Consider the following 21,748-nt stretch of genomic DNA (forward strand, 5'->3'; position numbering starts at 1 on the left):
ATCATGATATACTGAACATGTTATGATTTTTTAATTGGAGGGATTGCATGGTATTCAGTCAAGAGGTCATTGATCAAACGCAAAAATATGGTGCTAAAAACTATCATCCACTTCCGGTTGTCGTATCCAAGGCTGAAGGTGTTTGGGTCGAGGATCCAGAAGGTAACCGATACATGGATATGCTGAGTGCTTATTCAGCTGTTAACCAAGGACACCGCCACCCTAAAATCATTGACGCCTTAAAGCAACAAGCAGATCGCGTCACATTAACATCACGTGCGTTCCACAACGATCAACTCGGTCCATGGTATGAAAAAATCTGCAAGCTAACGAATAAAGAAATGGCCTTACCGATGAATACTGGTGCAGAGGCTGTTGAAACGGCAGTTAAAGCGGCGAGACGCTGGGCATATGATGTAAAGGGTGTCGCTGAAAATAAAGCTGAAATTATTGCCTGTGAAGGGAATTTTCACGGTCGAACGATGACAGCTGTATCTCTATCATCTGAAGCCGAATATAAACGCGGCTTCGGTCCAATGCTGCCTGGTATTAAAGTGATTCCATACGGTGATATCGACGCCTTAAAAGCGGCCATCAATGAGCATACGGCTGGATTTTTATTTGAACCTATTCAAGGTGAGGCTGGTATCGTTATGCCACCTGAGGGCTTCTTGAAGCAAGCGTATGACATTTGCCAAGACAATAACGTCCTCTATATCGCTGATGAAATTCAAGCTGGTCTTGGACGAAGCGGCAAAATGTTTGCCTGTGATTGGGAGGATGTCACACCAGATATTTTAATTCTCGGAAAAGCACTTGGTGGCGGAGTTATGCCTATTTCTTGCATCGTCGCCAACAAAGATGTTCTTGGCGTATTTAATCCTGGATCTCACGGGTCAACGTTCGGTGGTAATCCGCTTGCCTGCGCTGTTTCTGTAGCAGTTCTTGAAGTCATCGAAGAGGAAAAGCTGGTAGATCGTTCGTTAGAGCTCGGAAGCTATATGATGGATGTTCTGAAAGCGATTGACAATCCAGTTATTAAAGAAGTCCGTGGTAAAGGGCTTTTTATCGGTGTAGAGCTTACCAAAGCGGCTCGCCCTTATTGTGAAGCGCTTAAAGAAAAAGGGTTGCTCTGTAAGGAAACACACGAAAATGTTATCAGATTTGCCCCACCACTGACAATTGAAAAAGAAGATCTTGACTGGGCACTTCAACATATTAAAGCCGTTTTAGCATAAGTTTTTTATAAATAAAAAGCGTACAGCTTCTCCCTAACTTTAGGTGAAAGAACTGTACGCTTTTTAAATCTAGTTAACTTCAACGACCTTCTGTTGTCCCCACGGTGCCATTTTTATCGTGATGATCCACGGTTCTCGTTGATTGTTTAACGCTGCTTCTATTTTTTCCGTAGCAACTTCCTCAAAGCCATATTCAACATAATACGCCTTTTCGTGTTCAGCATGCCACCTATATTTCCCCTTTAAAACAACTTGATGAGCTTGAGCAGTTGGTTTCGTCAAAGACGCATGCTTGACGTGATAAATCCCTTCTCCATCAGCTTCTAAAAGGACATAAATCCGTTCATTATGCGCCACTTCTTCTGTTGGCATCCAGTTCTCTTCAGATATTGTATGAATCTCAAAATCAATATAAATCGTTTCTCCGCCTTGGTAACGATGATTGAGCCGAACGTGATTATCCTGTTTGAGTTGGATCGTCTCACCGAACGTCGAGATGAGCTGATCTTGAATGGGAATAAGACAAAGACAAATAAACTGGATGATGATGACACCGTAAAACAATAGACGCTTCATCACACATCATCTCCCTTAGCACCTTCAACAACGGCACGCCGACGTTTTTCCAAAATAAAGCTCAGGCCAAATAACAGCACACCACCAATTAGGAAAAACAACGACTTGTTCATCTCATCCCATGCAAACTGAATGTAGGCGGTAAACGTACTCAGTAGAAAAGTAACCGTTCCGAACTGAATTTTATGATTGTCTTCTGTTTTATAGCCGATAAACAACAGAACAATGGCAAACACGAATAAAATCACGTTGCTGAGCAAATAGGAAAATGGAACGTAAGCGACTGGGAGGAATAGAATTAAATCAACCCATTCCGTAAGCTGTTTTTTCCTTCGTTTGATCAGCGCGGCAATTGAAAATACGAGTGCCCATACGATGATGAAGCTCAGCTCTCGTTCAACCTGATCCTGGTCCCAAAAAGCAGTCTGTAAATAAAACGTTTGATTGACACCAAATATGATGATCGCTATTAGTGCCGTTCGTTTAAACGCTATTTTGAGCGCATGATGACTAATAATATCACTGATGATATATATTGCCAGTATATATACGATCGGCCAATAATACGCCTGTGACTCAGCAACGGCTAATACAATCAGCTGTATGATAAAACTCGCCGCAAAGCCGTAACCGAACAACAAAGATGATCGATGATAGACAAAATGGGCAAACCCGAATAACAACACGAGAAAAATGAACCAGTTAAAGGCCGAAAAAGACGAGCCGCTATATATTTGGCCTACGGTGACGACGATTAATCCAATCATAAAGATCAGCTTATGATCGTATACGACGTATAGCAGAAGTCCAATGATCGCCCATATGATAAACGGCCATGCGCTCAATAACGTCATATTGTAAATATTCATCGTGTGCAGTAAACCCGTCCCAAAAACGATATAGCCTAATATAATAAAACTGACCCCAAGGCTAGATGACCGTTTTCTATATAATTGGTCACCACATACATACAATAGAAGCATGACCATCATTAAGACGAGCGGTCGCGACAGATGTGCCACCTGCGCCCATTCCGAGAACATGAATGTAATGATCCCAAGCCCTGTTAAAAGAATGGCGAACAATATAATCACACCATTAGGGTCCTTTTTTGTATAACGTGCGAGTAGTGTCTCTAGCTGCGCCTCGGTAATGACCCCATCACGAACCCATTTGGTCCCTTCACGCTGAAGCTTTGTTCGATTCAATTCAGACACCTCCTGTTATTCAAAAAGGCTGTTGTCATAACGCCTATCATAACGATCGTTTTGAAAACAGCCTTTTGACATTACAGCTTGATCGCTGCCGGGCTTTCTCCTTCTAGGTTAAAAAAGTACAAATACGTATCTTCAACAGGCTGACGCCAAATTTGTTCAATCGCTTGACGATACAAATTCATCTGAACGTCATAGCGTTTTTTGAGCATGTTGATGGCTTTCTCGTCAACAGCGCCACGTATGCGATCTGTTTTATAATCGAGCAAAATCCAGCCTGTGTCTGTCGGAATCGCACAATCTATCACCCCTTGAACGAGCACCTTTTCAGCTTCATCACCTTGCCAATCCGCATAAACGTCCTTTGCCGGTAGTGCTAGGCTAAACGGGATTTCACGGTGCAAATTAGGTGCGTCTAGCATCAACTGAGCAATATCTGTTTCGAAAAATGCTGCAATAGCTTCTGTATCAACGGTTTCTGCTTGTTGCGACGTTAATATTTCTCGGTGAACAAGTCCCTCTACAAATGCCGCCACTTCTGAGTCTGCTAGCTGGCGCTTGAAGGGGATATGCTGCATAACTGTATGCATAATGGTTCCACGTTCAGCTGCTGAGATCGTTCGCTCCTGCTGCATGAAATTCGGCCGTTTAATGATCGGAGCCTGGAACGGTTTCACAAGTGCATCGCCGCTATATTCATCGCGAATCTCTCGTTGACGTTTAATTTCCGTGACGGATTGTTTGGCCCGATGTACAGCGGCAGCTTTATACGTATATTGAAAGTCGAGACGACGTGCAACCTCTGTATGTTCATCCGTTTGATCAATAGCAACAGGTTGCCACGACGTAATATGGGTTCGTAGAGTATCATCACCAATAACCGTCTCTTCTTCTAAATTCGCATAATCACTCCCATGAACAACGTCGACAACCCATTCAGATGGATCAATACGAATATCTTGAAGCACTGCATCATTCAGCTCATCCTGTCTTAAGACAGCATTTTGATCATGACGTGCCAAGGCAGGTCCCACCCAGTCAAGATAGGAGGTCGCACCGATGCGATAGTGCGCCGGTAAAACCCACTCGCCATGCTCAACCATTTGCGCCCATTTATTTTGTTTTTTTGCGAAGGACGCCACATTGCCAATCATAACGAGCTTTTCCTTCGCCCGCGTCAGTGCCACGTATAAAACACGCATTTCTTCGGCAAGTAACTCACGCTTTTTCTCTTGTTTAAGGGCATGATAATACAGCGTTGGATATGAAATACGTTTGACAGGATCAATGTAACGACTGGCAAACCCGAGATCCTTGTGCAGTAAATAGCGCTGACGTAAGTCCATCATGTTAAATGATTTATCCATTCCACCAAGAATGACGACCGGGAATTCCAATCCTTTACTTTTGTGGATCGTCATAATGCGCACAACATCTTCTTGTTCACTGAGTGCTCGAGCTGCACCGAGGTCATCGCCACGTTCCTCCATCCGTTCGATAAATCGGAGAAAACGGAACAACCCGCGAAAGGCAGTTGATTCATAGCTTCTTGCTCTATCATATAAGGCCCTTAAATTCGCTTGACGCTGACGGCCGCCAGGCATCCCACCTACAAAATCATAGTAGCCTGTTTCACGGTAAATTTGCCAAATTAATTCTGACAGCGCCCCTTCTCTAGCTGTGAGACGGAAATGCTCAAGCTGTGTGAGAAAGTGCTTTATACGCCTAACCGATTCCACGTCTGATGACTGGCCTATATAGGCGTTTAATGCCTCATAAAACGTGCCGCGTCGATCTGCAAGGCGAATTTGCGTTAATGCGTCCTCATTCAATCCAACAATTGGCGATCGAAGCACAGACGCAAGTGGGATATCCTGACGTGGGTTATCGATAACCTTCAGCATATTCAATAAGACCTTTACTTCAATCGCAGCAAAATAACCTGTTGACAACTCTGCATAAACCGGAATGCCTTGCTTTTTCAATTCATCGACGATGGTTGGTGCCCATGTCATCGACCGCTGTAAAATAACGATGTCACGATACTGGATATCACGCTGCTGACCGGTCGCTTTATCGACAACCTGCAGTGGTGATTGCTCTTTTTGACCAATCCACAGCTTGATCTTTTCGGCATAGGCACGAGCTTCGATTTGCGCCTTTTCCAAATCAAGGTAATCCTCGTCACCACCGTCTGGATCTGGTTCACGTTCTTCTGGAGCTTCTCGATCAATGATGATGAGCTCGGGCTCAGGCGTTGGATTCGGTAAATCATCATACATATGATTGCCGTAAATGAGCTCAGCCGCTTGATCATATGCCATGTCACCAAGTTTCTCATCAATAATTTGCCGGAAAATATAGTTCGTCCCTAATAGAACCTGTGGACGACTCCGAAAGTTTTTAGCGAGGTCAATACGCTCACTTGGTTCTTCGGCGCCAGCAAAGCGTTTATATTTTTCGAGAAATAGCGATGGCTCAGCATGTCTAAAGCGGTAAATGCTCTGCTTTACATCACCAACCATAAACATATTGCCTGGTCCTGACTGATCGCTAACCAGCTGTAAGATCGTTTCCTGTACAAGGTTGGTATCCTGATATTCATCAACGAGCACTTCACTGAATTGGTGCTGAAGCTGTTTCGCAACACTCGACGCTTGTATGTGTCCATCCTCAGTCTCACCTGCAACGAGAATTTGTAGACAATAATGCTCGAGATCAGAGAAATCAACGACCGCACTTTCTTGTTTCTTCTTGGAAAAACGCGCTTTAAATGCTTTGACGAGCTCTGTTAATTGCTTTACGACTGGTGCAAGCTCCTTCATGTCAGCGACGTGTCCGGCTAGATTTCGACTAAACCACTCGTCCTTCATCGTCGTCCAGCGTTTTTTATAGCTGTCTCGTACTTTTTTGACACGTTCTTTAAGGTCCTCACTACAATCTGCCTTTTTGCGAGACAGCGTGGCAAATTTACTTTGAACCATGTATGCTTGCAAATCTTCCCAAACGTTAATCCGCTTTTCTACTTCAGCAAGCATCTCTAAATCCTTCTCGATCGTTTCTGCATATTGATGAGGTCCATCAACCTCTTCGGTCAATCGCAGTGCAAGGCTCATTTCATCCTTCATAGCAGCACATTCGTTGATCACTTCTTGCCGAATGATATTGAGCCATTCGAGTCCTTCCTCCTGCCATTGATCAGGAATATCATACATCGCTGCTAGGTTATCTAACCAAGCATCTGGCCATGGATTTTGCATGGCAAACGTATACAGATCAAGGACGAGCGTTTCCACATCCACATCGCTTCGGTCACTCGAAAAGCGATCAACGACAGCGAAAAATTGCGATTGCGCCTCTCCTTCCTGCCCATACCATTCCTCAAACAAATCATCAATGACATCCTGCTTCATGAGGTCTGCTTCCATATCATTGGCAATTCGAAATGATGGATCAATGTCTAAAACGTAAGCGTATTGCTTCACAACGTCAAGACAGAATGAGTGCAACGTCGAAATAGAGGCACGCTGTAACAAAGACAGCTGCTTCTTCAAGTGATTTGACTCCGGTTGCTCAGCAAGGGCCTTCTCCAATGCCAACCCAACTCGATTTCTCATTTCCTGTGCAGCGGCATTCGTAAACGTTACAACGAGTAAACTATCAATGTCGACAGGGTTGTTCTGTCTCGTCAGCTTCTGAATAATCCGCTCAACGAGAACTGCCGTTTTCCCTGATCCGGCCGCTGCTGCGACAAGCACATCACTGCCTTCTGTTTCAATCGCACGCGCCTGCTCTTTCGTCCATTTCACCATGATAATCCCTCCTTGTTGCGACGCAATAGATCAATAATGTCATCATCAGACATATGCTGTAGCTTACGATATTGGTTGTCTTCAAGCGATGGATCAAACTGACAGACCGATAGAAACGGACAAAATGTACACGGTGTCTGCTGTTTATGCTGGTATGGGTTCAACTCTACTGAGCCTGAAGTCATCGCGACCCCTGCTGACGTCATTAATTGATGAATATGCGACTGTAGCACAGCAAATGTTTCGGGATCAGCAATTTTTGAGCCGTTGTAAAAGCCACCATTTTTCTTCACTCCTGCCGGGACAATTTGACTTCTGCCTGAGGCAAGTGATGTATCCATCATCTGCACAACGCTCTCATCAGCGAGTAAGAGCCCTTGCATCTTGTACTGCTTAAATATCTCCTCGATAATCGCTTCGTCTGACATTTTCGTCTTTCCAGTAATGAGCGGATTGTGCACGTGAAAATAAAGCACGCCCGCTGGTGTCGCTTTTCGACCGAGCCATTGCTCAGAATGCGTAAGAATGACGTCGAGATAAGCAAGCATTTGAAGTGCAAGACCGTAATAGACATCTAATAGATTTAAGCCTTTTGCACTCGATTTATAATCAATAATACGCAAATATAAATGCTCATCTCGGATAGCTTGATCAACACGGTCAATCCGTCCCCGCAGCATGAGCTGATAGCCATTCGCAAGTGGCAAGGTCAACGCTGGGAGGGTTTCCTCGTGCCCCGTACCAAAGCCAAGCTCTAAGCCGACCGGTGAAAAATCACTATACCGTGCTTGCTCACTTAACACATGAGTCGCCCGAGCAATAACGTCACGGAGCTTCTTCTGAATGTAAAGATACCGATTAGAGCTGTGCAAAATTTGATGCTGGAGAACCGGTGCCAATTCGGTAACAGCGCGTTCTGCATATTTGCCCGTCTCTTCTCGTGTTAAATCTTTAAAATGCCGCCCTTCCCCTTGCACCCATTCAGTAATCTTTTTTAACGCTTCATGAAACAACTGACCGATGTCAGGTGCATCCAATTTATACGTTTGTCGTTCCTTTAAACCGAGACTATACTGAGCAAAATGCTGATAAGAACACCGATAATGTGTCTCAAGTCGGGATACACTCGCTTTAACGGTATCATCATAAAGCGATTCTGTCGTTTCCTTCGATAGCGTAACAGGGGTGTTGTCATAATATAAGCTTTGCAAAATTGAATACGTCGTTTCACCCTTATTGGTGTTTTCAATATACCAATTTAACACATGCCACCAGATCGGCTTAATCGGATAGGTTTTCCGGTAACGAGCGAGCTGTGCCGTCAGTGCGGCCCGTGTTCTCAGTGGTGTCGTAATAAAACGATCCGCTTCAAATAATTCATCCGGATCCTGTAACAATAAATGGTCACAGCTATTCGGAAATAAGCTGTCCAATCGATGAATGAGTGGTGATGGTGTTTTGGACTTTCCTTCTTCGTCACTCAGTGGATAGCTGACCCACAGCTTGTCAGATGCGACGGTTAATGCGGCATACATGTAAAACCAATCATCTAACAATTCACGACGACCACCATCAGCAAGCTGAATGCCGTGTTCACTGAGAAGAAGACGCTCCTCCTCATTAATCATCCCATCCGCTGGTGGCTTCATCGGCCAGATGCCATCATTTACGCCGAGTAAAAAGGCACATTTGATGCCACTAATACGTGAGCGGTCGATCGTTCCAACGATAACATGATCCATGCTTGGCGGCACATGGGCAAATGTTAATGTTTCCAATCCAGCTTCAATCGTTTTTTTGAACGTGGAAAGGGTCATCTGCTCATCACCCGCCATTTCAACCATTTCATCCAACAGTTGAATGAGCGCCTGCCACACCTGCTCTTGCTCTCTACCGCGTTCGATCATCCCTTCTTCATCATAAAAGGTACGCATCTCTTCAAGCCGACTCGGAACATCTAATGTCTCCATCAGATCATATAACTGTTCACAAAATGCCCGAACCGTATCTGCCTCTCGAACACCCTGGTCAAATTTCCCTAGTGCGTTGACGACATGATGACGATAGGCATTGATGCGCTTTTGGGTATTTTTTTCATGATCGGTCTGTGATGCACCGTCAAAGCCGCGAAAACGCTGAAACACCCACTCATTTTCACCAAGCCAGCGGGTTCGTGAGCGAATGCCATATTCAAGGACGTAATTTTCCAGTTCATCAATGGCATCATTTGAGAGCGGCATGTGCGTATCGCCACTTGGGATGAAGCCGGTTTTTAACACACGAAAGATGGCGTCATAGCGCCAGTTTCCTTCAACAACATCGAGGACTGACCGCAGCATCTCAATAAGCGGGTGATTAAGCATCGAGCGCTTTTCATCGATAAACACCGGAATATCATGATCACGAAAAACCGTATCGATAAGATCGTGATACACGTCAGCCTGCCGCATAAAAATCGCAATATCTCTATATCGATAACGCTCATCACGCACGAGTCGAACAATTTCCTGGGCAACCCCTTCCACTTCTGCTCGTGGATGAACCGCTTCGGCAATTTGAATCGGGACACGCCCTTCTTCCCATGCCATTGGTGGGCGCACATCAAACTGTGCTTCCAGATGCGCAAAATAAGGCCTATCTTTAAAACGGCCTGCTTTAGGATCCAGGACAATCGCGTCTTCTTGTTCGATTCCATTTTCCTCTGCAATTGTTTTTAACGCATTGTACGTTCTTTTCGTCTGGTAAAATATATCCAATTCTGGCACGTCACGCTCTGGCACATTGTCCATCGTCAAAGCGATTGTGACTCGGCGACAGCTTTTTAACAGTTGTTCAATGACGAGCAATTCTTTTGGCGAAAAACTATGAAATCCGTCCAAATAAATGTCTGCGCCATCAAACAAATGCGTGTGCGAGATTTTTTCTGCTAGGAGCTGCAGCTGATCTTCTCCGTCAATATAATGGCCATGCAACGTATCAACGAGCTTGTCATATATGTAGACCAAGTCTTCTAGCTTATCGGTTAACGCTTCTTCTGTCGGGTATTGATGCTTAAATCGATTCATCTCATCAATTTGTGCCTTTAGCATGTCTGGACTGATTAAATAGCGTTTGAATTCAGTAATGAGCGCCTCTAAGCGTTCGAGAAAGCCTTGCTTCTCTTTCGCCTTTTGAAAGACGCGCCATTCGCCTGCTCTTTCCTCCATTATTTTACGAAGCATCATTTGAATGCCGATTGAGCTGATGAATTGTCGTGTGCCGCCACCTGTTTCCTGCAGTACGCGCCACGCTAATCTGGAAAAGCTCATCACTTGTGCGCGAATGCTGCCTGGCACATCAGCATGATCAAATAATGCATATTCCTCTTGAAATGTCATTTGATCAGGTACGATATAGAAGATCGGTGGTCCTTGCGGTGCTTCTGTAATACGTTGTTTGATGTCCTCTCTAATCACACGGCTTTTGTCGGTACCGACGCCGCCGAGTAACATACGCATGCCCATATTCGTCTCCCCCTCGCCTAAGTATATTGTTATATGGTTGATCATCATTTTTAAATAGATAAAGAGGCTGGAACAAAAGAATATACACGAAAATTCGAATAATACGACCGCTCCGGAAATATACTACGCTTTCCGCGGGCGGCTGGTGAGCCTCCTCGTGCTAACGCACTGCGGGGTCTCGCCTAGGCCTTTCCTCCCGCCGGAGTCTACGTATATTTCCGGAGCTAAGGTTCTGCATTGTTCGTCTTTGTGATTAAACTTTTAGGTTTTGTCCCAACCCCTTTTATAGCAGGTGACTGATAAAACTTGTCTTCGTTCGGTTAGGTGTTGTCCACTTTTTGTGTTTCGAGCTTGCCGCGGCGCTGTAATCGTCGTTCGATATATTTGCCTACCATCCAAAAGAGGAGGATACAAACACCGACGACAACTGTCCGGACTGGGTTTTGCGCGAACGACATGATGCTTGAGCCGACAAAGGCGATCGAAAAAATCATCACCGATTTGCCGAGAAGCACGGCAAGAACGAACTGTTGTATGCTGATTTTCGATAAGCCGGACACGACGTTAATGACCGAGGATGGTGAAAACGGAAAGCACATGAGTAAAAACAGCGCCCCAAAACCATGACGCTCCAGCCAATTCGTAACCGTTCGTACTTGCTTGTTTCGTTGAACGGCTTTGAATATCCGCTTATCTCCAAGCTTACGCACAAGTAAAAACACACTAATAGCTCCGATGCTCGCGCCGATCCATGACCATAAAAACCCTTTTATGAGTCCATATGCCGCGCCGTTTGCAATGACAAAGACGACCAATGGCAAAAACGGTAAAAAGGCTTCTATGAACGGAAATAGAATACCGGGTAATGGGCCGAGACTTTCATAATCACTCAGCAGCTGTCTGATATATTCATCTAACTCATCATTTTCATACATAAATTTTAAATTAGCGATGATGCTCATGGCGTACATTCAGCAAATTCTCCTCATCCAGAACGACATTTATCCACATATTAATATCTTGTCAAACTCTACTATATATATTTTAAGCTAAATTTTCCATTATGCATAGTCTTAGCTTGTACAGCCTCTTTCTTTCATTTCCATAATTTTTCTCGTACAAAATGGTTTATTTTTTTTCATTTTAACATATAATGGAGTAAGAACGTTCGTTCGCATTCGTGAGAGGAGAATGAGTTATGAGTTATCTGAACAAAGAAGAACTGCAGCTGGCCACACGTTTTCTCTTTTTATCGATGGCAATTATTGTCTTGGAACAGGATGCGCGACGGATTCGGCAGGGGACCTTCAAGATTAAAGAACCGTATACGGAGCTTTTAGGGAAAATGGCTTCCATGGCGAAAAACGAACGAAGAGATTTGCGCAAAAGGATGTCACAGCAGGACATACAAGTGATCACGCTTAATCAAAATGAAACCTTTTCATCCTACTTGTTTTTGTGTAACGGACGCGAGGAGCAGCGCAATTATTTTAACCCTGCGATTCGAAAAAAGGTGGAAGTGATCATTCGGGAGCTCATGGAAACAGCTCTGGGATCTTCTCGGCATTATGCTTCTGCAAAAGCTTAATCCGATGATCAAGTAAATAACGAAATTGGGCGGTCCGTTGTAACTGATTCAACATCGAACCAAACGATACATCTACGACAACCTTTTTACCGTTCTTAAACATAATTTCTGTACAGTTGTTCTCAACCTTACCAATTTCGTCGACGTGGGAATGGGCAATCCATGAGCACTGGGGACTTGCTGGTGAGGCAGTCGGGAAAAAATACATGCCACTCAAGGGATCAATCGAGATCGGTGCCTTATGTGTAATGCCACAAATATCTCGCGTACCGTCTTGCCTGCCACGTAGACTGGCGCCAAAGAAACGACACGCATAATCAATAATCTTGCTCGGCGCGTCCGAAACGACATATTCCTCCTGTTCTTCGAGTACACATGTGTGGATATTTCCGTGCGGGTCGTGATTTGCGATAATGGCCATTGTCAGAGGTGTAATTTCATGTGGGGATTTGTTCAAGTGATCTAACATATTAAATCCATTCCTTTCCATAGCGGAAAAGAAAAAAAGAGGCTTCATAGTTAATTTAGCAAATTTTTCAACAAAAAGACAGTAAAAACCTTATTTTTTCAATATTTATTCCTAAAATATGCACAATTCCCGTTTGATCAACTGCCCTCACGATTCATATCACACTTAAATGCGCAGTTCTTCTAAAATACGCTCCATCATGAGAGGTCTGAAGACACCCCTTTCGACGCTTCTTTACGATCGCGAGATTCTCGAGACACATGTTGCTCACGTGTTTGATCCATCCGAACCGTAAAATCGGGATTCAACACCGTAAATGTCGCTAATTCCAATGATTGATCTGCCACACGATACACCTTCTTCACCTCAGTATTAGATCTGTTATGTATAGTGTGGCAGAAACATTAGGCTTTCATACTTCAATTAAACCCAAAGCTAAACCCACTTCACGATCTCATCAAGAGGCTGACGTGTTTTAGGCTTAACTGGATCAGCCTTTCGATAACCGAAAGCAGCCATGACCGATACACCATGCTTTTCTCGATCTAATAACCCTTCTTCTTCAAGGAAGACTTCCAGTTCAGATCGATTAAAGCCCTCCATTGGCGTTGAGTCGATACCGATCAATGCAGCGGCTGTCAGCATGTTCCCTAACGCAATATACGTTTGCTTTGAAGCCCAGTCAAACAGCGTACGCTCATTATCAAGGATATCATTTTGCGCTTGAAAGTTTTGATAGCGACCAATGACCTGATCGATGACATCTGTTGGCATATGATGTACATGCTGCATTTGCTTTAACAAATGCTCAGAATCATAGCGGAGACCTCGGCGCGCAAGTATGATGACGAAATGACTTGCCGTTCTTAATTTCTCTGCTGCTCCCGGCGCAAACGGCATGATTTTTTTGCGAAGATCAGGATTTTGCACGACGAGAAATGTCCACGGTTCACTTCCTATTGAGCTTGGGGATAACCGCCCAGCTTCTAGGATGAACTTAAAGTCATCTTCCGAAATACGTCGCGATTCATCATATACCTTCGTTGCATGTCTAAACTGATAGGCTGCTAAAATGGCTTCTTTTTTGAGCGTTGTTTTGTCTGTCATATAAACCACCCTTTATATATAATTGATTTCATGACTCTATCATTCACGATACATTAACCTAGCTTAACGTCGCCACCATTATGTTTTAAAGAATTACAGTCATAAGAGCGCCACAACTTTACCTTCTCCTTTTAATCCACCATAGAATGCCTAAACTAGCAATAGACATTGTTATCAAAATAATGGCTATCCATTTTCCAACAGAAGGTTTCTTTTCTGTGTCATCCTTAATAGAATCCTCTATAGATCGTAAATCATTTGTTGCATCGTTACTTCCATCTTTCTCATCATCAACCGTAATTGTTAAATCATGATCATCATTTGTAGGATTATCTTTAGGCTCATTAATATCTAGTTCCTCACTTTTTTCGTTGTCCTTTGCTTCATTTTTTAAATCATCTTCTTTTTCGTTTTCCCTTGTTTCATTTTTTAAATCATCTTCTTTTTCGTTATTAGTAGAGACATCAGATTCATTTGTACCGTTTGAGTCGGATACTGGCTTTTTGCTAGAATCATTATTGTCTTGTGGCTTTGTATTAGGCTTAGATTCTGGCTTAGGGTCTGGTTTAGATTCCGGCTCAGGGTCTGGCTCAGGATCTGGTTTAGGATCTGGTTTTGGCTCCGGCTTTGGTTCTGGATTATTTTTTATGATATAAACCGTTAATATAGATTCGCCATAGGGATGATTCGGTGTACCGACTGTGAACTTTTGACCATTTTTTGTGACTGGCATTGTTACTGCTCCAATAGTCATAAATTGGTCATCTGACGCAAGATAATATCCACTTACCCTACCACTGCAATCTCCTTTAGCCTCTGCTTTGTTATACCAATCATGTTGATCAGATATAATCGTCATTTCACATTTCCCGGGCTCGGAATATTCATCCGCTCCTACTAAAACTGGACTCATCACAATACCTAATAATATAACTCCTAATACGAATAAAAACTTCCTCATTTTTAAATCCCATCTCTCTAATTAGTGTTTAAGCGTCCTCCTCTATTTTCGGCATGAAATAAGCGCTCTTTAGAAAACAGATTCAAAAGCACACTAAAAAGTACACTTTAAACCATGTTCCAAAGAACGCTTCTTTTTACCTAACACTTGATAGCTACTTGCTTCGCCAAGGTCTTTCCTTACCACTTTTTATCTTTCTCACATTAACTGTTAAAAACGTTTATGGTGGAGAAGAATTAAATAAAAGTTTATCTGCAATGGCTGAAGGCTTTGGAAGAATAATTGGTTATAAAAAAGGTAGGAGAAATTTAATTGGCTTTATGAGAGCGACAGAGATAACGGTTAACCCAATTGATAATTCATAATTAAGGGAGAAGCCAATTAGCTACTCCCCCAAATCCAAAAAAACTAATTATTCATTTTCATAATTAACACCGATTGTCACTTCTGTATTTTCAATAGAAAAGTTTACATTCCATCTAGGGTGTATTTTAACCTTATTAACTTCATCAAGTTCCAAAATACCATGTATTTCATCATTATCTTTAGAAATAAAAATAACCCGTTTCATTTCATCATTAACATAAATATTGATTGATTCATGATAATTAAGTGTAAAGCCATTAAAAATCATATTTTTCATAAATCCAATTCACCTCTATTTTTATTTAGATAACACCTTTCCTCTTTTATCCAAGTATGGCTTTCTTTTACCATATTTTTTAAGTTTCCATGCACGTCCGCCGTGCCCTGCTGTATCTTTTTCTACCGACCACTTACCATTTTTGAAAGTTCCAGACGTTTTTTCAAAGGGGTATTTCCGTATTTGTCCTTGAAACTACCCAATTTTACTTTTCCATTTGAATCTAACAAAGATTTTGGTATTCCATATTGGAGGAAACTACCCTTCTAGGATCATTAAAAAAATTAGAAATGATTTCATATAGCCAACTTCCCTCTGCAATTGTAACTCCACCAACTACTATTGCACCAGTTGCAAGTAAAGCAACTTGTCCTACACCAGGCACAAAATAAAGAGCAGGAGCGAATGCAAAGAAAGGTTGCACCGATGAACCGCTAGGGGTTGTGATCATCAATAGGTATTCTGTTAATACATCAGATTTACAAATTGTTCTTTCGTGATTTTTCCGAGGTAATAGGGTACATCCACATCTGCTAGTGCCGATTCTATCGCTTGGCGCTCATGACGCACACCCTTCAGCTTGTCTTCCAGCACATGAACGTCGCCTAAGCCAAAGAAGTCACCAAAAATTGTGCAGTTTTCAATGATGCCTTTTTTCACATCGAGACGCACATCCAGTAACCCTGAAGGGAACTTATGAGAGTACTTTACGTTAAAGGATGGTGACTTCCCGTAATTCCACTCCCAATTTTTATACCGTTTTTCTGAAATGGCATGGACGTTCTTCCAGTCCTCTTCAGTTAATTCATAACGTGGTACATCCGCTACATCTGCAACATTAAAAATATGACGCAAAATCATGTCTTTAAACGCAGCCATTGACATCTCTTCTTCAAGAAACTCAGAAACATTCGCAACCCGACTGCGAATAGACTTAATGCCTTTGGATGTGATCTTTGCCTTGTTGACATTTAGCGCAGCAACGACATGCTCAATTTCTGAATCAAACATAAGCGTCCCGTGACTGAACATACGCCCTTTTTTCGAGAACTGAGCATTACCGGAAATCTTTCTACCATCTGCTAAAATATCATTACGACCTTCTAGCTTTGCCGGTACACCAACTGCGTTCAATGCTTCAACGACAGGCTTTGTGAACTTCTCGAAATTGTGGAAGCTCTCTCCATCATCCTTCGTAATAAAGCTGAAATTCAAATTCCCCTCATCGTGATAAACAGCGCCCCCGCCCGAAAGCCGGCGTACCACTTTAATATCATTGTCATCGACATAATCTGTATTAATTTCCTCCACCGTGTTTTGGTTTCGACCAATAATAATCGATGGCTTGTTAATATAAAATAAAAGATATGTATCCTCTTCACCGAAGTTCTCCAGGACATATTCCTCAAGGGCTAAATTAATCGTTGGATCTGTAATGCCTTTGTTATCGATAAATTTCATCTGTGTGACCTCCCCTATTTAAGTGACAACACCAGTTTACTAAAATTTCATGATTCAGTTCAACTTTAAGCCATTCCCGGTCTGTCACCCTGTCTCAATGGACGTCAACAAAAAACCACCTACACAACACACCGACACGCGCATGTTGTATAGGTGGCCTGTATGCTATCATGATATTATTGTCCCTCTAATTGATCACAAAGCGTTTCCCATTTCTGCTCTAAGTCCTCTTTTTCTTGATAGAGCTGCTGCAGTTCTTCAAGGTCTGTCGTCTCTGACAAAACTTGATCTAGGGCAATGATCTTTTCCTCTAGTGCGGCTAAATCCTTTTCTGTGTTGTCGTTGTCAGACCGTCTTTGCTTTGTCGGCTCTTTCAGTTCTTGTGGTGTTGCCTTCTTTTTCTCTTCACTCACACGAACGGTTCGATGTCTTAATTCCCCCATTTTCCCCTTAGCCCACGTATAATCACCGTCGAAGCAATGAACCTTCTTTGATTCAATCCAATATATTTTGTCGAATAGCTTGTTAAGAAAATACCGATCATGGGATACCGCTATTAACGTCCCTTGAAAATCGTCGAGCGCTTCCTCGAGCACTTCTCTTGATTCTATATCTAAATGATTCGTTGGTTCATCAAGTATCAACAGATTAATATCCTGATACATCAATTGCGCTAACCGTAAACGCATCCTCTCACCGCCACTAAGCTGAGAGACATTTTGAAACACGCTGTACCCATAAAACATAAATCTGGCTAAAATGCCTCTTGCCTCCCCTTCTGTTACGTTCACACCACTTCGAAACGCTTCAATTACCGTCTCATCTTCAGTCGTTGAGAAAATGGTTTGCGATAAATAGCCGATTTTCACATTCCGACCAACCCGCACCTCTCCTTCATCTGGGACAAGCTGTTGCAGCATCAATTTAAGCAATGTTGATTTACCAGTACCATTTTCTCCAATGATCGCCGCTCGATCCTGATACGTAACATGCATATGGACACCTTGAAATAATGGTTGATCATCAAACTGCTTCGCCACGTCCTTTAGCATGATCACGTCCTTTCCACTCCGATCAGAGACATCCATTTCGAGATTCATTTTCTTTCGATTTAAGATCGGTCGCTGGAGTTTCTCCATCCTTTCAAGCGCTCTTTCCATATTTCTCGCCCGTCTATGAAGATCGGCATTCGGTGGATTGGCTCTGTTTGCCCAGTCCCTTAGCCGTTTAATCGCTTCCCTCATCTTCTTTATTTTCTTTTGCTGCTCCTCATAAGCTTGAAATTCCTTGAGAAGCCGTTCTTCTTTTTCTTTCACAAATCCGGTAAAGTTCGTATGGTAGGTCGTGACGTCTCCATCCTCCAAATCGATCACCTTATTTACGACCTCATCAAGAAAATAACGATCGTGCGATATGATCAGAACCGTCCCGTTATAGTCTTGAAGAAAAGCGCCAAGCCATTCGACGGCCAACAAATCTAAATGGTTCGTTGGTTCATCCAACAATAACAAATCAGGTTCCTGAAGCAGCATGAGACCTAGACCGACTTTTGTTTTCTCTCCACCACTTAACTGGGAAAAGCGCTGACCAAGTAAATGATGAATGTTCAAGCCGTGAACTATTTTGTCAATGTTCGATTCGATCTCATACCCACCATTGATCGTAAACTGATCCTGTAAATTCCCATACACATCGATAAGCTTTTGGAGCTTCCCTGCATCCACCTCCTGCGCCATTTCACCCTCACACTTTTTCATATGCGCTTCAACCTCTAACAACTGAGAGAATGCGGATTTTAAAACATCCTTCGTCGTCGTAGCATCCTCGTAATCAGGAATTTGCGAAAGATAACCAACGTCAGCCCCTTTCTTCCAATGGATCTGTCCTGCATCAGGCGTCTCCTCACCAGCTAGCAAGCGGATTAACGTCGTTTTCCCACTACCATTTCGTCCTACAAGACCAACCCGTTCTTTTTCCTTAATTTCAAATGAAATATCCTCAAAGACAGCATTTCCGCCGTACATCTTCGCAATATGATTGACACTACATATAATCATTTCAATTCCTCCTTCAAAACAGACCCAAAAAAGCCATGAGAAGACATATCCTCCCATGGCAGCACACTTGTTTTAGAAAATAGTTATTTCAATAAATTCCGCTTGAAATCACCATTCTATTGTCACGAAAAAAAGGAGAGCATGAAAACACGCCCTCCTTCTAACCGTATTCATATCATGTGGGTTAAGAGATGTTTTTCACCGTTTTAGATTGCTATTAAGTTGTTCAAAAAGGGCATACGTATCCCGTTAACAACTGCAACAGCAAATTTTGCACGGCAAAAATACAGGAATTCATTCCAATATCCGTGCACTAAAACAGCTTGCTTCAACATCTAAACCCACCTCCGCTTCATCTGAAATTAATTATATCGTATCACCAATGGATCTTTTTGACAATGCAGGCATTGCAATTAGGGCTTGTACTTTAGAACAGCCCTTAGTGACCTTTTGCCAAAACGATAGAATCATATAATATTCACTAGAAGTTTGTCATAACACCGAATTACGACATTGTAATCACAAGTTTTCCACGCGCCCGTCTTGTTCCTGTTTTCTGTAATGCTTCGAGACCTTTTACGAAGGGATATTTATGCTCAATAAAGAGCTTAATATCATTTGAAGCAATCTGGTTCATGAGTCCGCGTAATTCGTCTCTTACATCAGCTTGATAGGGAAATGGCTTAATTGCGATGTTGTTATATGGAGTGAGTTGGTCACCGGATACAGCAACAATCCTGCCACCTTCTTTAAGAACGGCCATACTATCGCTACCCGTATTTGGTTGAATAGCCATTGCCGCATCGACACCATCCGGCTTCCATTGTTTTATTTGCTGTGTCCAATCAGAGTCATGGTAATCGACGGTTTTCTTAGCACCAAGGGAGCGCATATAGTCATGGTTTCGTTTCGAAGCGGATCCTGCCACAATACAACCGTGAGCAGCAGCTATTTGGATGGCAAACGTACCAATTGCGCCGGATGCACCTGCGATGAACAGAGATTCGTTCGGTTTCAACTGAAGAGCGTTAAGGGCCTTTAGAACTGTATTTCCTGCAACAGGTACCGCCGCTGCCGCCTCAAAGCTCATGCCTTCCGGGATCGGAATGATGAGCGAATCATCTGCAACAACGGCATACTCCGCCCATGTGCCTCCTTTTATTTGCATCGAGCTGACAAATGCAATCTGATCTCCTTCACGATAATCCGTAACATTACGCCCTGTTTTTTCGATAATACCTGCTGCTTCGATACCGATTGGATACGGATAGTGGACATCTCTTGGAAGAAAATAACCATCATGTATCCCAACTCCAATCGCTTTCACACGAACAAGCATTTCGTTCTCGCTTATTTCTGGAATAGGCACTTCCATTAGATCGAAGTCATTAGACTTTGCACTTTGCTTAACAATTGCCTTCATTCTATTCATTACCTGTCCCCCTTGAACGTATGAAATGCTAACGAATCCTACTCTCCTAAAATTGCTTTATATAAGCTAATTTAACGACTCACTTTATTAAGAAATCGCACCTCTAGGAGAATATCGGCTGACTCTCTGTAACCTCATCTATTAACGCTTCAATTGTTCCAATACATTTTTTAACGTTTGGCAGATGATAAAATGTACTGGTAGTTTCAAATTTATTAATATCGTCATTTGGCGAATATAGATATATATTTTTCCCTTGCCCAAGTGCAATCCCAAATTCAATATGGCTACCTTTACCTGCTCGCAATAAAACGATTATAAAATCAGCATCCAAAACGGCTTTCTTTTCATGAAGTCCAATTTCCCTCAAATCCTCAATCGTTGCAGCGTGTTCATTCTTAGTCCAATCATACGTGTGGATATATCCCTTATCTATTAATTGCATGCTGACATGACGTACCATATCTTTGTTATTAAGGCTAGATGCTAGATAAAATTTATTAATGTCAATTCCTCCTAAGGTTATAAGCAAATTGCTAAAGAGCCGTAATGTTAGTGAAAGCAAAATATCCAACAATAGGTAAAATAATTGACAACAAAATTCCTAAACTGCTGCAAACAATCCCTGATACTGCGATCTTCTTGCTTCCTTCTTGTGAACGATTGATTTCCTGTAATCCCATAATCCCTAAGATTAAACCGGCAGCACCAAGGATTAGTCCTACAAACGGCAATAGGATCAATACGATTGAAAGAATCCCAAGGATTAAAGAAGTCGTAGCTTTACTATTTGTCATACTCTTCTTCGAAACGTCAGAATGACTCACTTTATTCACTCCTTTTTATATTGTTAAACGGCTTGTTTAGTGATGACTACCATTGAGTTATATCGCTAATCATTGGCGTAACCTTTCCTTCATAAACTATTCAATTGCCTGCTAAACTTCATGCTTATCAATCAAGCTTCCTATAATTTATTCGAAGCTGCTTATTTTAGTACATTATTAATGAGATTAGAAAACACTTGATGCGCGTTTTTTGTAGTCATTGTCGAAGAGGTTAGGTGGTTTTTCTATGATTTCATCAAAAATGTTTTTTTAAGATGATCACTTTTAACATTCGGTGTTTTTTGAATAAAGTGATATATTTCTCCTCTTCAGCTAGCAAGAGGTTATCTTAATGTGGATACCTTTAAGCAGGAATGAGGCATTCAATAATGGCACACAGTTGTAGAGATGTTGTATATTTGCTCTGCAAAGAAGGCTTGGATTTGATCCAAACACCTGTTAAATTCTTCAGTAAAATAAACCGAAAATTTGTGGTTATTTTCTTTGATCATACCGTAACTCCTTCAATTCCTTTGCGGTATATCTTTTCATATCTGGATTATCAAGATAACGTTGAAGTGAGTCTTTTAATTCGGTGTATAATTCAATTTCCTGTTCCAGTTTGCCTAAGCTTTCAACTGTAGAACCTGTATTATGTGCTTCAAGGGAGATTAGTTTCCCATCGGCCACAAACATAACCTCATTTTTATCATCCAATGCATTTGCAAGTTCTTGTTTTACGTTTTTGCTTAATGCACTCATTTTGATCACCTCGAAAGATTCTTTCTCTTCATTATAACACGTTCTAGAACCATCTATCAGGACGTCGATGAAATACATACGATACAATATCTTTGTTA

At 42.2% G+C, this 21,748-nt stretch carries 19 protein-coding genes and 1 pseudogene; 3 read left to right on the top strand and 17 right to left on the bottom strand.

Going from position 1 to position 21,748, the window contains the following annotated elements; genetic code table 11:
* Nucleotides 1–47: 47 nt before the first annotated feature.
* Nucleotides 48–1,238 carry an ornithine--oxo-acid transaminase gene (locus HPC67_RS03090; RefSeq protein WP_217585960.1) on the top strand — a complete coding sequence of 397 codons (1,191 nt, stop codon included), beginning with the start codon at nt 48–50 and terminating at the stop codon, nt 1,236–1,238.
* A 69-nt stretch (nt 1,239–1,307) separates the two neighbouring features.
* Here the strand turns inward: HPC67_RS03090 and HPC67_RS03095 are convergent, their stop codons facing one another.
* The 5 genes from HPC67_RS03095 to HPC67_RS03115 form a co-directional block, all read right to left on the bottom strand.
* The gene (locus HPC67_RS03095) at nt 1,308–1,814 is read right to left on the bottom strand and encodes a GDYXXLXY domain-containing protein (protein ID WP_217585961.1); all 507 of its coding nucleotides are present in this window, start codon (nt 1,812–1,814) and stop codon (nt 1,308–1,310) included.
* Nucleotides 1,814–3,022 carry a DUF2157 domain-containing protein gene (locus tag HPC67_RS03100; RefSeq protein WP_217585962.1) on the bottom strand — a complete coding sequence of 403 codons (1,209 nt, stop codon included), beginning with the start codon at nt 3,020–3,022 and terminating at the stop codon, nt 1,814–1,816. Before HPC67_RS03100 ends, HPC67_RS03095 begins: the two co-directional genes overlap by 1 nt.
* An 80-nt stretch (nt 3,023–3,102) precedes the next feature.
* Entirely contained in the window at nt 3,103–6,840 is a 3,738-nt protein-coding gene (gene addA / locus HPC67_RS03105; protein ID WP_217585963.1) for a helicase-exonuclease AddAB subunit AddA, read from the bottom strand.
* On the bottom strand, nt 6,834–10,343 hold the full coding sequence (gene addB / locus HPC67_RS03110; RefSeq protein WP_217585964.1) for a helicase-exonuclease AddAB subunit AddB: 3,510 nt from the start codon (nt 10,341–10,343) through the stop codon (nt 6,834–6,836). Before addB ends, addA begins: the two co-directional genes overlap by 7 nt.
* A gap of 320 nt (nt 10,344–10,663) precedes the next feature.
* Complete coding sequence (locus HPC67_RS03115; protein WP_217585965.1) at nt 10,664–11,314, bottom strand: TVP38/TMEM64 family protein; 651 nt, start codon at nt 11,312–11,314, stop codon at nt 10,664–10,666.
* Between the two features lie 227 nt (nt 11,315–11,541).
* Here HPC67_RS03115 and HPC67_RS03120 point away from each other — a divergent pair, with 227 nt between their 5' ends.
* Nucleotides 11,542–11,931, top strand: coding sequence for a YhjD family protein (locus HPC67_RS03120; RefSeq protein WP_217585966.1), 390 nt, complete (start codon nt 11,542–11,544; stop codon nt 11,929–11,931).
* Here the strand turns inward: HPC67_RS03120 and HPC67_RS03125 are convergent.
* From HPC67_RS03125 to HPC67_RS03140, 4 genes are all read right to left on the bottom strand, one after another.
* Nucleotides 11,879–12,400, bottom strand: coding sequence for a competence protein ComK (locus HPC67_RS03125; protein ID WP_217585967.1), 522 nt, complete (start codon nt 12,398–12,400; stop codon nt 11,879–11,881). The two genes, HPC67_RS03120 and HPC67_RS03125, sit on opposite strands and share 53 nt — an antisense overlap.
* Before the next feature lie 197 nt (nt 12,401–12,597).
* Complete coding sequence (locus HPC67_RS03130; protein WP_217585968.1) at nt 12,598–12,747, bottom strand: hypothetical protein; 150 nt, start codon at nt 12,745–12,747, stop codon at nt 12,598–12,600.
* Between the two features lie 88 nt (nt 12,748–12,835).
* Nucleotides 12,836–13,507: an NAD(P)H-dependent oxidoreductase gene (locus HPC67_RS03135; RefSeq protein WP_217585969.1), complete on the bottom strand. Its 672-nt coding sequence runs from the start codon at nt 13,505–13,507 to the stop codon at nt 12,836–12,838.
* A gap of 118 nt (nt 13,508–13,625) precedes the next feature.
* Nucleotides 13,626–14,468, bottom strand: a complete 843-nt coding sequence (locus HPC67_RS03140) for a hypothetical protein (RefSeq protein ID WP_217585970.1) — start codon at nt 14,466–14,468, stop codon at nt 13,626–13,628.
* A gap of 80 nt (nt 14,469–14,548) precedes the next feature.
* Between HPC67_RS03140 and HPC67_RS03145 the strand changes: the two are divergent.
* A pseudogene (locus HPC67_RS03145) lies at nt 14,549–14,830 on the top strand (protein rep); the annotation flags it as partial.
* A 50-nt stretch (nt 14,831–14,880) separates the two neighbouring features.
* Here the strand turns inward: HPC67_RS03145 and HPC67_RS03150 are convergent.
* The 8 genes from HPC67_RS03150 to HPC67_RS03180 all read right to left on the bottom strand — a co-directional run bounded on the left by HPC67_RS03150 (nt 14,881) and on the right by HPC67_RS03180 (nt 21,650).
* Nucleotides 14,881–15,111, bottom strand: coding sequence for a hypothetical protein (locus tag HPC67_RS03150; RefSeq protein WP_217585971.1), 231 nt, complete (start codon nt 15,109–15,111; stop codon nt 14,881–14,883).
* 465 nt (nt 15,112–15,576) lie between these two features.
* On the bottom strand, nt 15,577–16,572 hold the full coding sequence (lplA, locus tag HPC67_RS03155) for a lipoate--protein ligase (RefSeq protein WP_217585972.1): 996 nt from the start codon (nt 16,570–16,572) through the stop codon (nt 15,577–15,579).
* A gap of 176 nt (nt 16,573–16,748) precedes the next feature.
* Nucleotides 16,749–18,629: a ribosomal protection-like ABC-F family protein gene (abc-f, locus tag HPC67_RS03160; RefSeq protein ID WP_217585973.1), complete on the bottom strand. Its 1,881-nt coding sequence runs from the start codon at nt 18,627–18,629 to the stop codon at nt 16,749–16,751.
* Nucleotides 18,630–18,835: 206 nt separating this feature from the next.
* The gene (locus HPC67_RS15840; protein WP_281417490.1) at nt 18,836–18,964 is read right to left on the bottom strand and encodes an RAxF-45 family protein; all 129 of its coding nucleotides are present in this window, start codon (nt 18,962–18,964) and stop codon (nt 18,836–18,838) included.
* Between the two features lie 170 nt (nt 18,965–19,134).
* The gene (locus HPC67_RS03165; RefSeq protein WP_217585974.1) at nt 19,135–20,061 is read right to left on the bottom strand and encodes an NADP-dependent oxidoreductase; all 927 of its coding nucleotides are present in this window, start codon (nt 20,059–20,061) and stop codon (nt 19,135–19,137) included.
* Between the two features lie 103 nt (nt 20,062–20,164).
* A complete protein-coding gene (locus HPC67_RS03170; protein ID WP_246569596.1) occupies nt 20,165–20,506 on the bottom strand; it encodes a group-specific protein in 342 nt (113 codons plus the stop codon).
* A 91-nt stretch (nt 20,507–20,597) separates the two neighbouring features.
* A complete protein-coding gene (locus tag HPC67_RS03175; RefSeq protein WP_217585975.1) occupies nt 20,598–20,888 on the bottom strand; it encodes a DUF4190 domain-containing protein in 291 nt (96 codons plus the stop codon).
* Nucleotides 20,889–21,383: 495 nt separating this feature from the next.
* A complete protein-coding gene (locus HPC67_RS03180; RefSeq protein ID WP_217585976.1) occupies nt 21,384–21,650 on the bottom strand; it encodes a hypothetical protein in 267 nt (88 codons plus the stop codon).
* Nucleotides 21,651–21,748: the final 98 nt, after the last annotated feature.

Origin of the sequence: Lentibacillus saliphilus (assembly GCF_019093865.1) — a bacterium.
Lineage (GTDB): Bacteria > Bacillota > Bacilli > Bacillales > Amphibacillaceae > Lentibacillus_B > Lentibacillus_B saliphilus.

Excerpts from the sequence above, each read along its gene's own strand:
- HPC67_RS03115 (WP_217585965.1), bottom strand. The coding sequence starts at position 11,314 with ATGTACGCCATGAGCATCATCGCTAATTTAAAATTTATGTATGAAAAT.
- HPC67_RS03090 (WP_217585960.1), top strand. The coding sequence starts at position 48 with ATGGTATTCAGTCAAGAGGTCATTGATCAAACGCAAAAATATGGTGCT.
- HPC67_RS03180 (WP_217585976.1), bottom strand. The coding sequence starts at position 21,650 with ATGAGTGCATTAAGCAAAAACGTAAAACAAGAACTTGCAAATGCATTG.
- abc-f (WP_217585973.1), bottom strand. The coding sequence starts at position 18,629 with ATGATTATATGTAGTGTCAATCATATTGCGAAGATGTACGGCGGAAAT.
- addB (WP_217585964.1), bottom strand. The coding sequence starts at position 10,343 with ATGGGCATGCGTATGTTACTCGGCGGCGTCGGTACCGACAAAAGCCGT.
- HPC67_RS03120 (WP_217585966.1), top strand. The coding sequence starts at position 11,542 with ATGAGTTATCTGAACAAAGAAGAACTGCAGCTGGCCACACGTTTTCTC.
- HPC67_RS03125 (WP_217585967.1), bottom strand. The coding sequence starts at position 12,400 with ATGTTAGATCACTTGAACAAATCCCCACATGAAATTACACCTCTGACA.
- addA (WP_217585963.1), bottom strand. The coding sequence starts at position 6,840 with ATGGTGAAATGGACGAAAGAGCAGGCGCGTGCGATTGAAACAGAAGGC.
- HPC67_RS03135 (WP_217585969.1), bottom strand. The coding sequence starts at position 13,507 with ATGACAGACAAAACAACGCTCAAAAAAGAAGCCATTTTAGCAGCCTAT.
- HPC67_RS03165 (WP_217585974.1), bottom strand. The coding sequence starts at position 20,061 with ATGAATAGAATGAAGGCAATTGTTAAGCAAAGTGCAAAGTCTAATGAC.
- lplA (WP_217585972.1), bottom strand. The coding sequence starts at position 16,572 with ATGAAATTTATCGATAACAAAGGCATTACAGATCCAACGATTAATTTA.
- HPC67_RS03095 (WP_217585961.1), bottom strand. The coding sequence starts at position 1,814 with ATGAAGCGTCTATTGTTTTACGGTGTCATCATCATCCAGTTTATTTGT.
- HPC67_RS03150 (WP_217585971.1), bottom strand. The coding sequence starts at position 15,111 with ATGAAAAATATGATTTTTAATGGCTTTACACTTAATTATCATGAATCA.
- HPC67_RS03170 (WP_246569596.1), bottom strand. The coding sequence starts at position 20,506 with ATGCAATTAATAGATAAGGGATATATCCACACGTATGATTGGACTAAG.
- HPC67_RS03140 (WP_217585970.1), bottom strand. The coding sequence starts at position 14,468 with ATGAGGAAGTTTTTATTCGTATTAGGAGTTATATTATTAGGTATTGTG.
- HPC67_RS15840 (WP_281417490.1), bottom strand. The coding sequence starts at position 18,964 with ATGTTGAAGCAAGCTGTTTTAGTGCACGGATATTGGAATGAATTCCTG.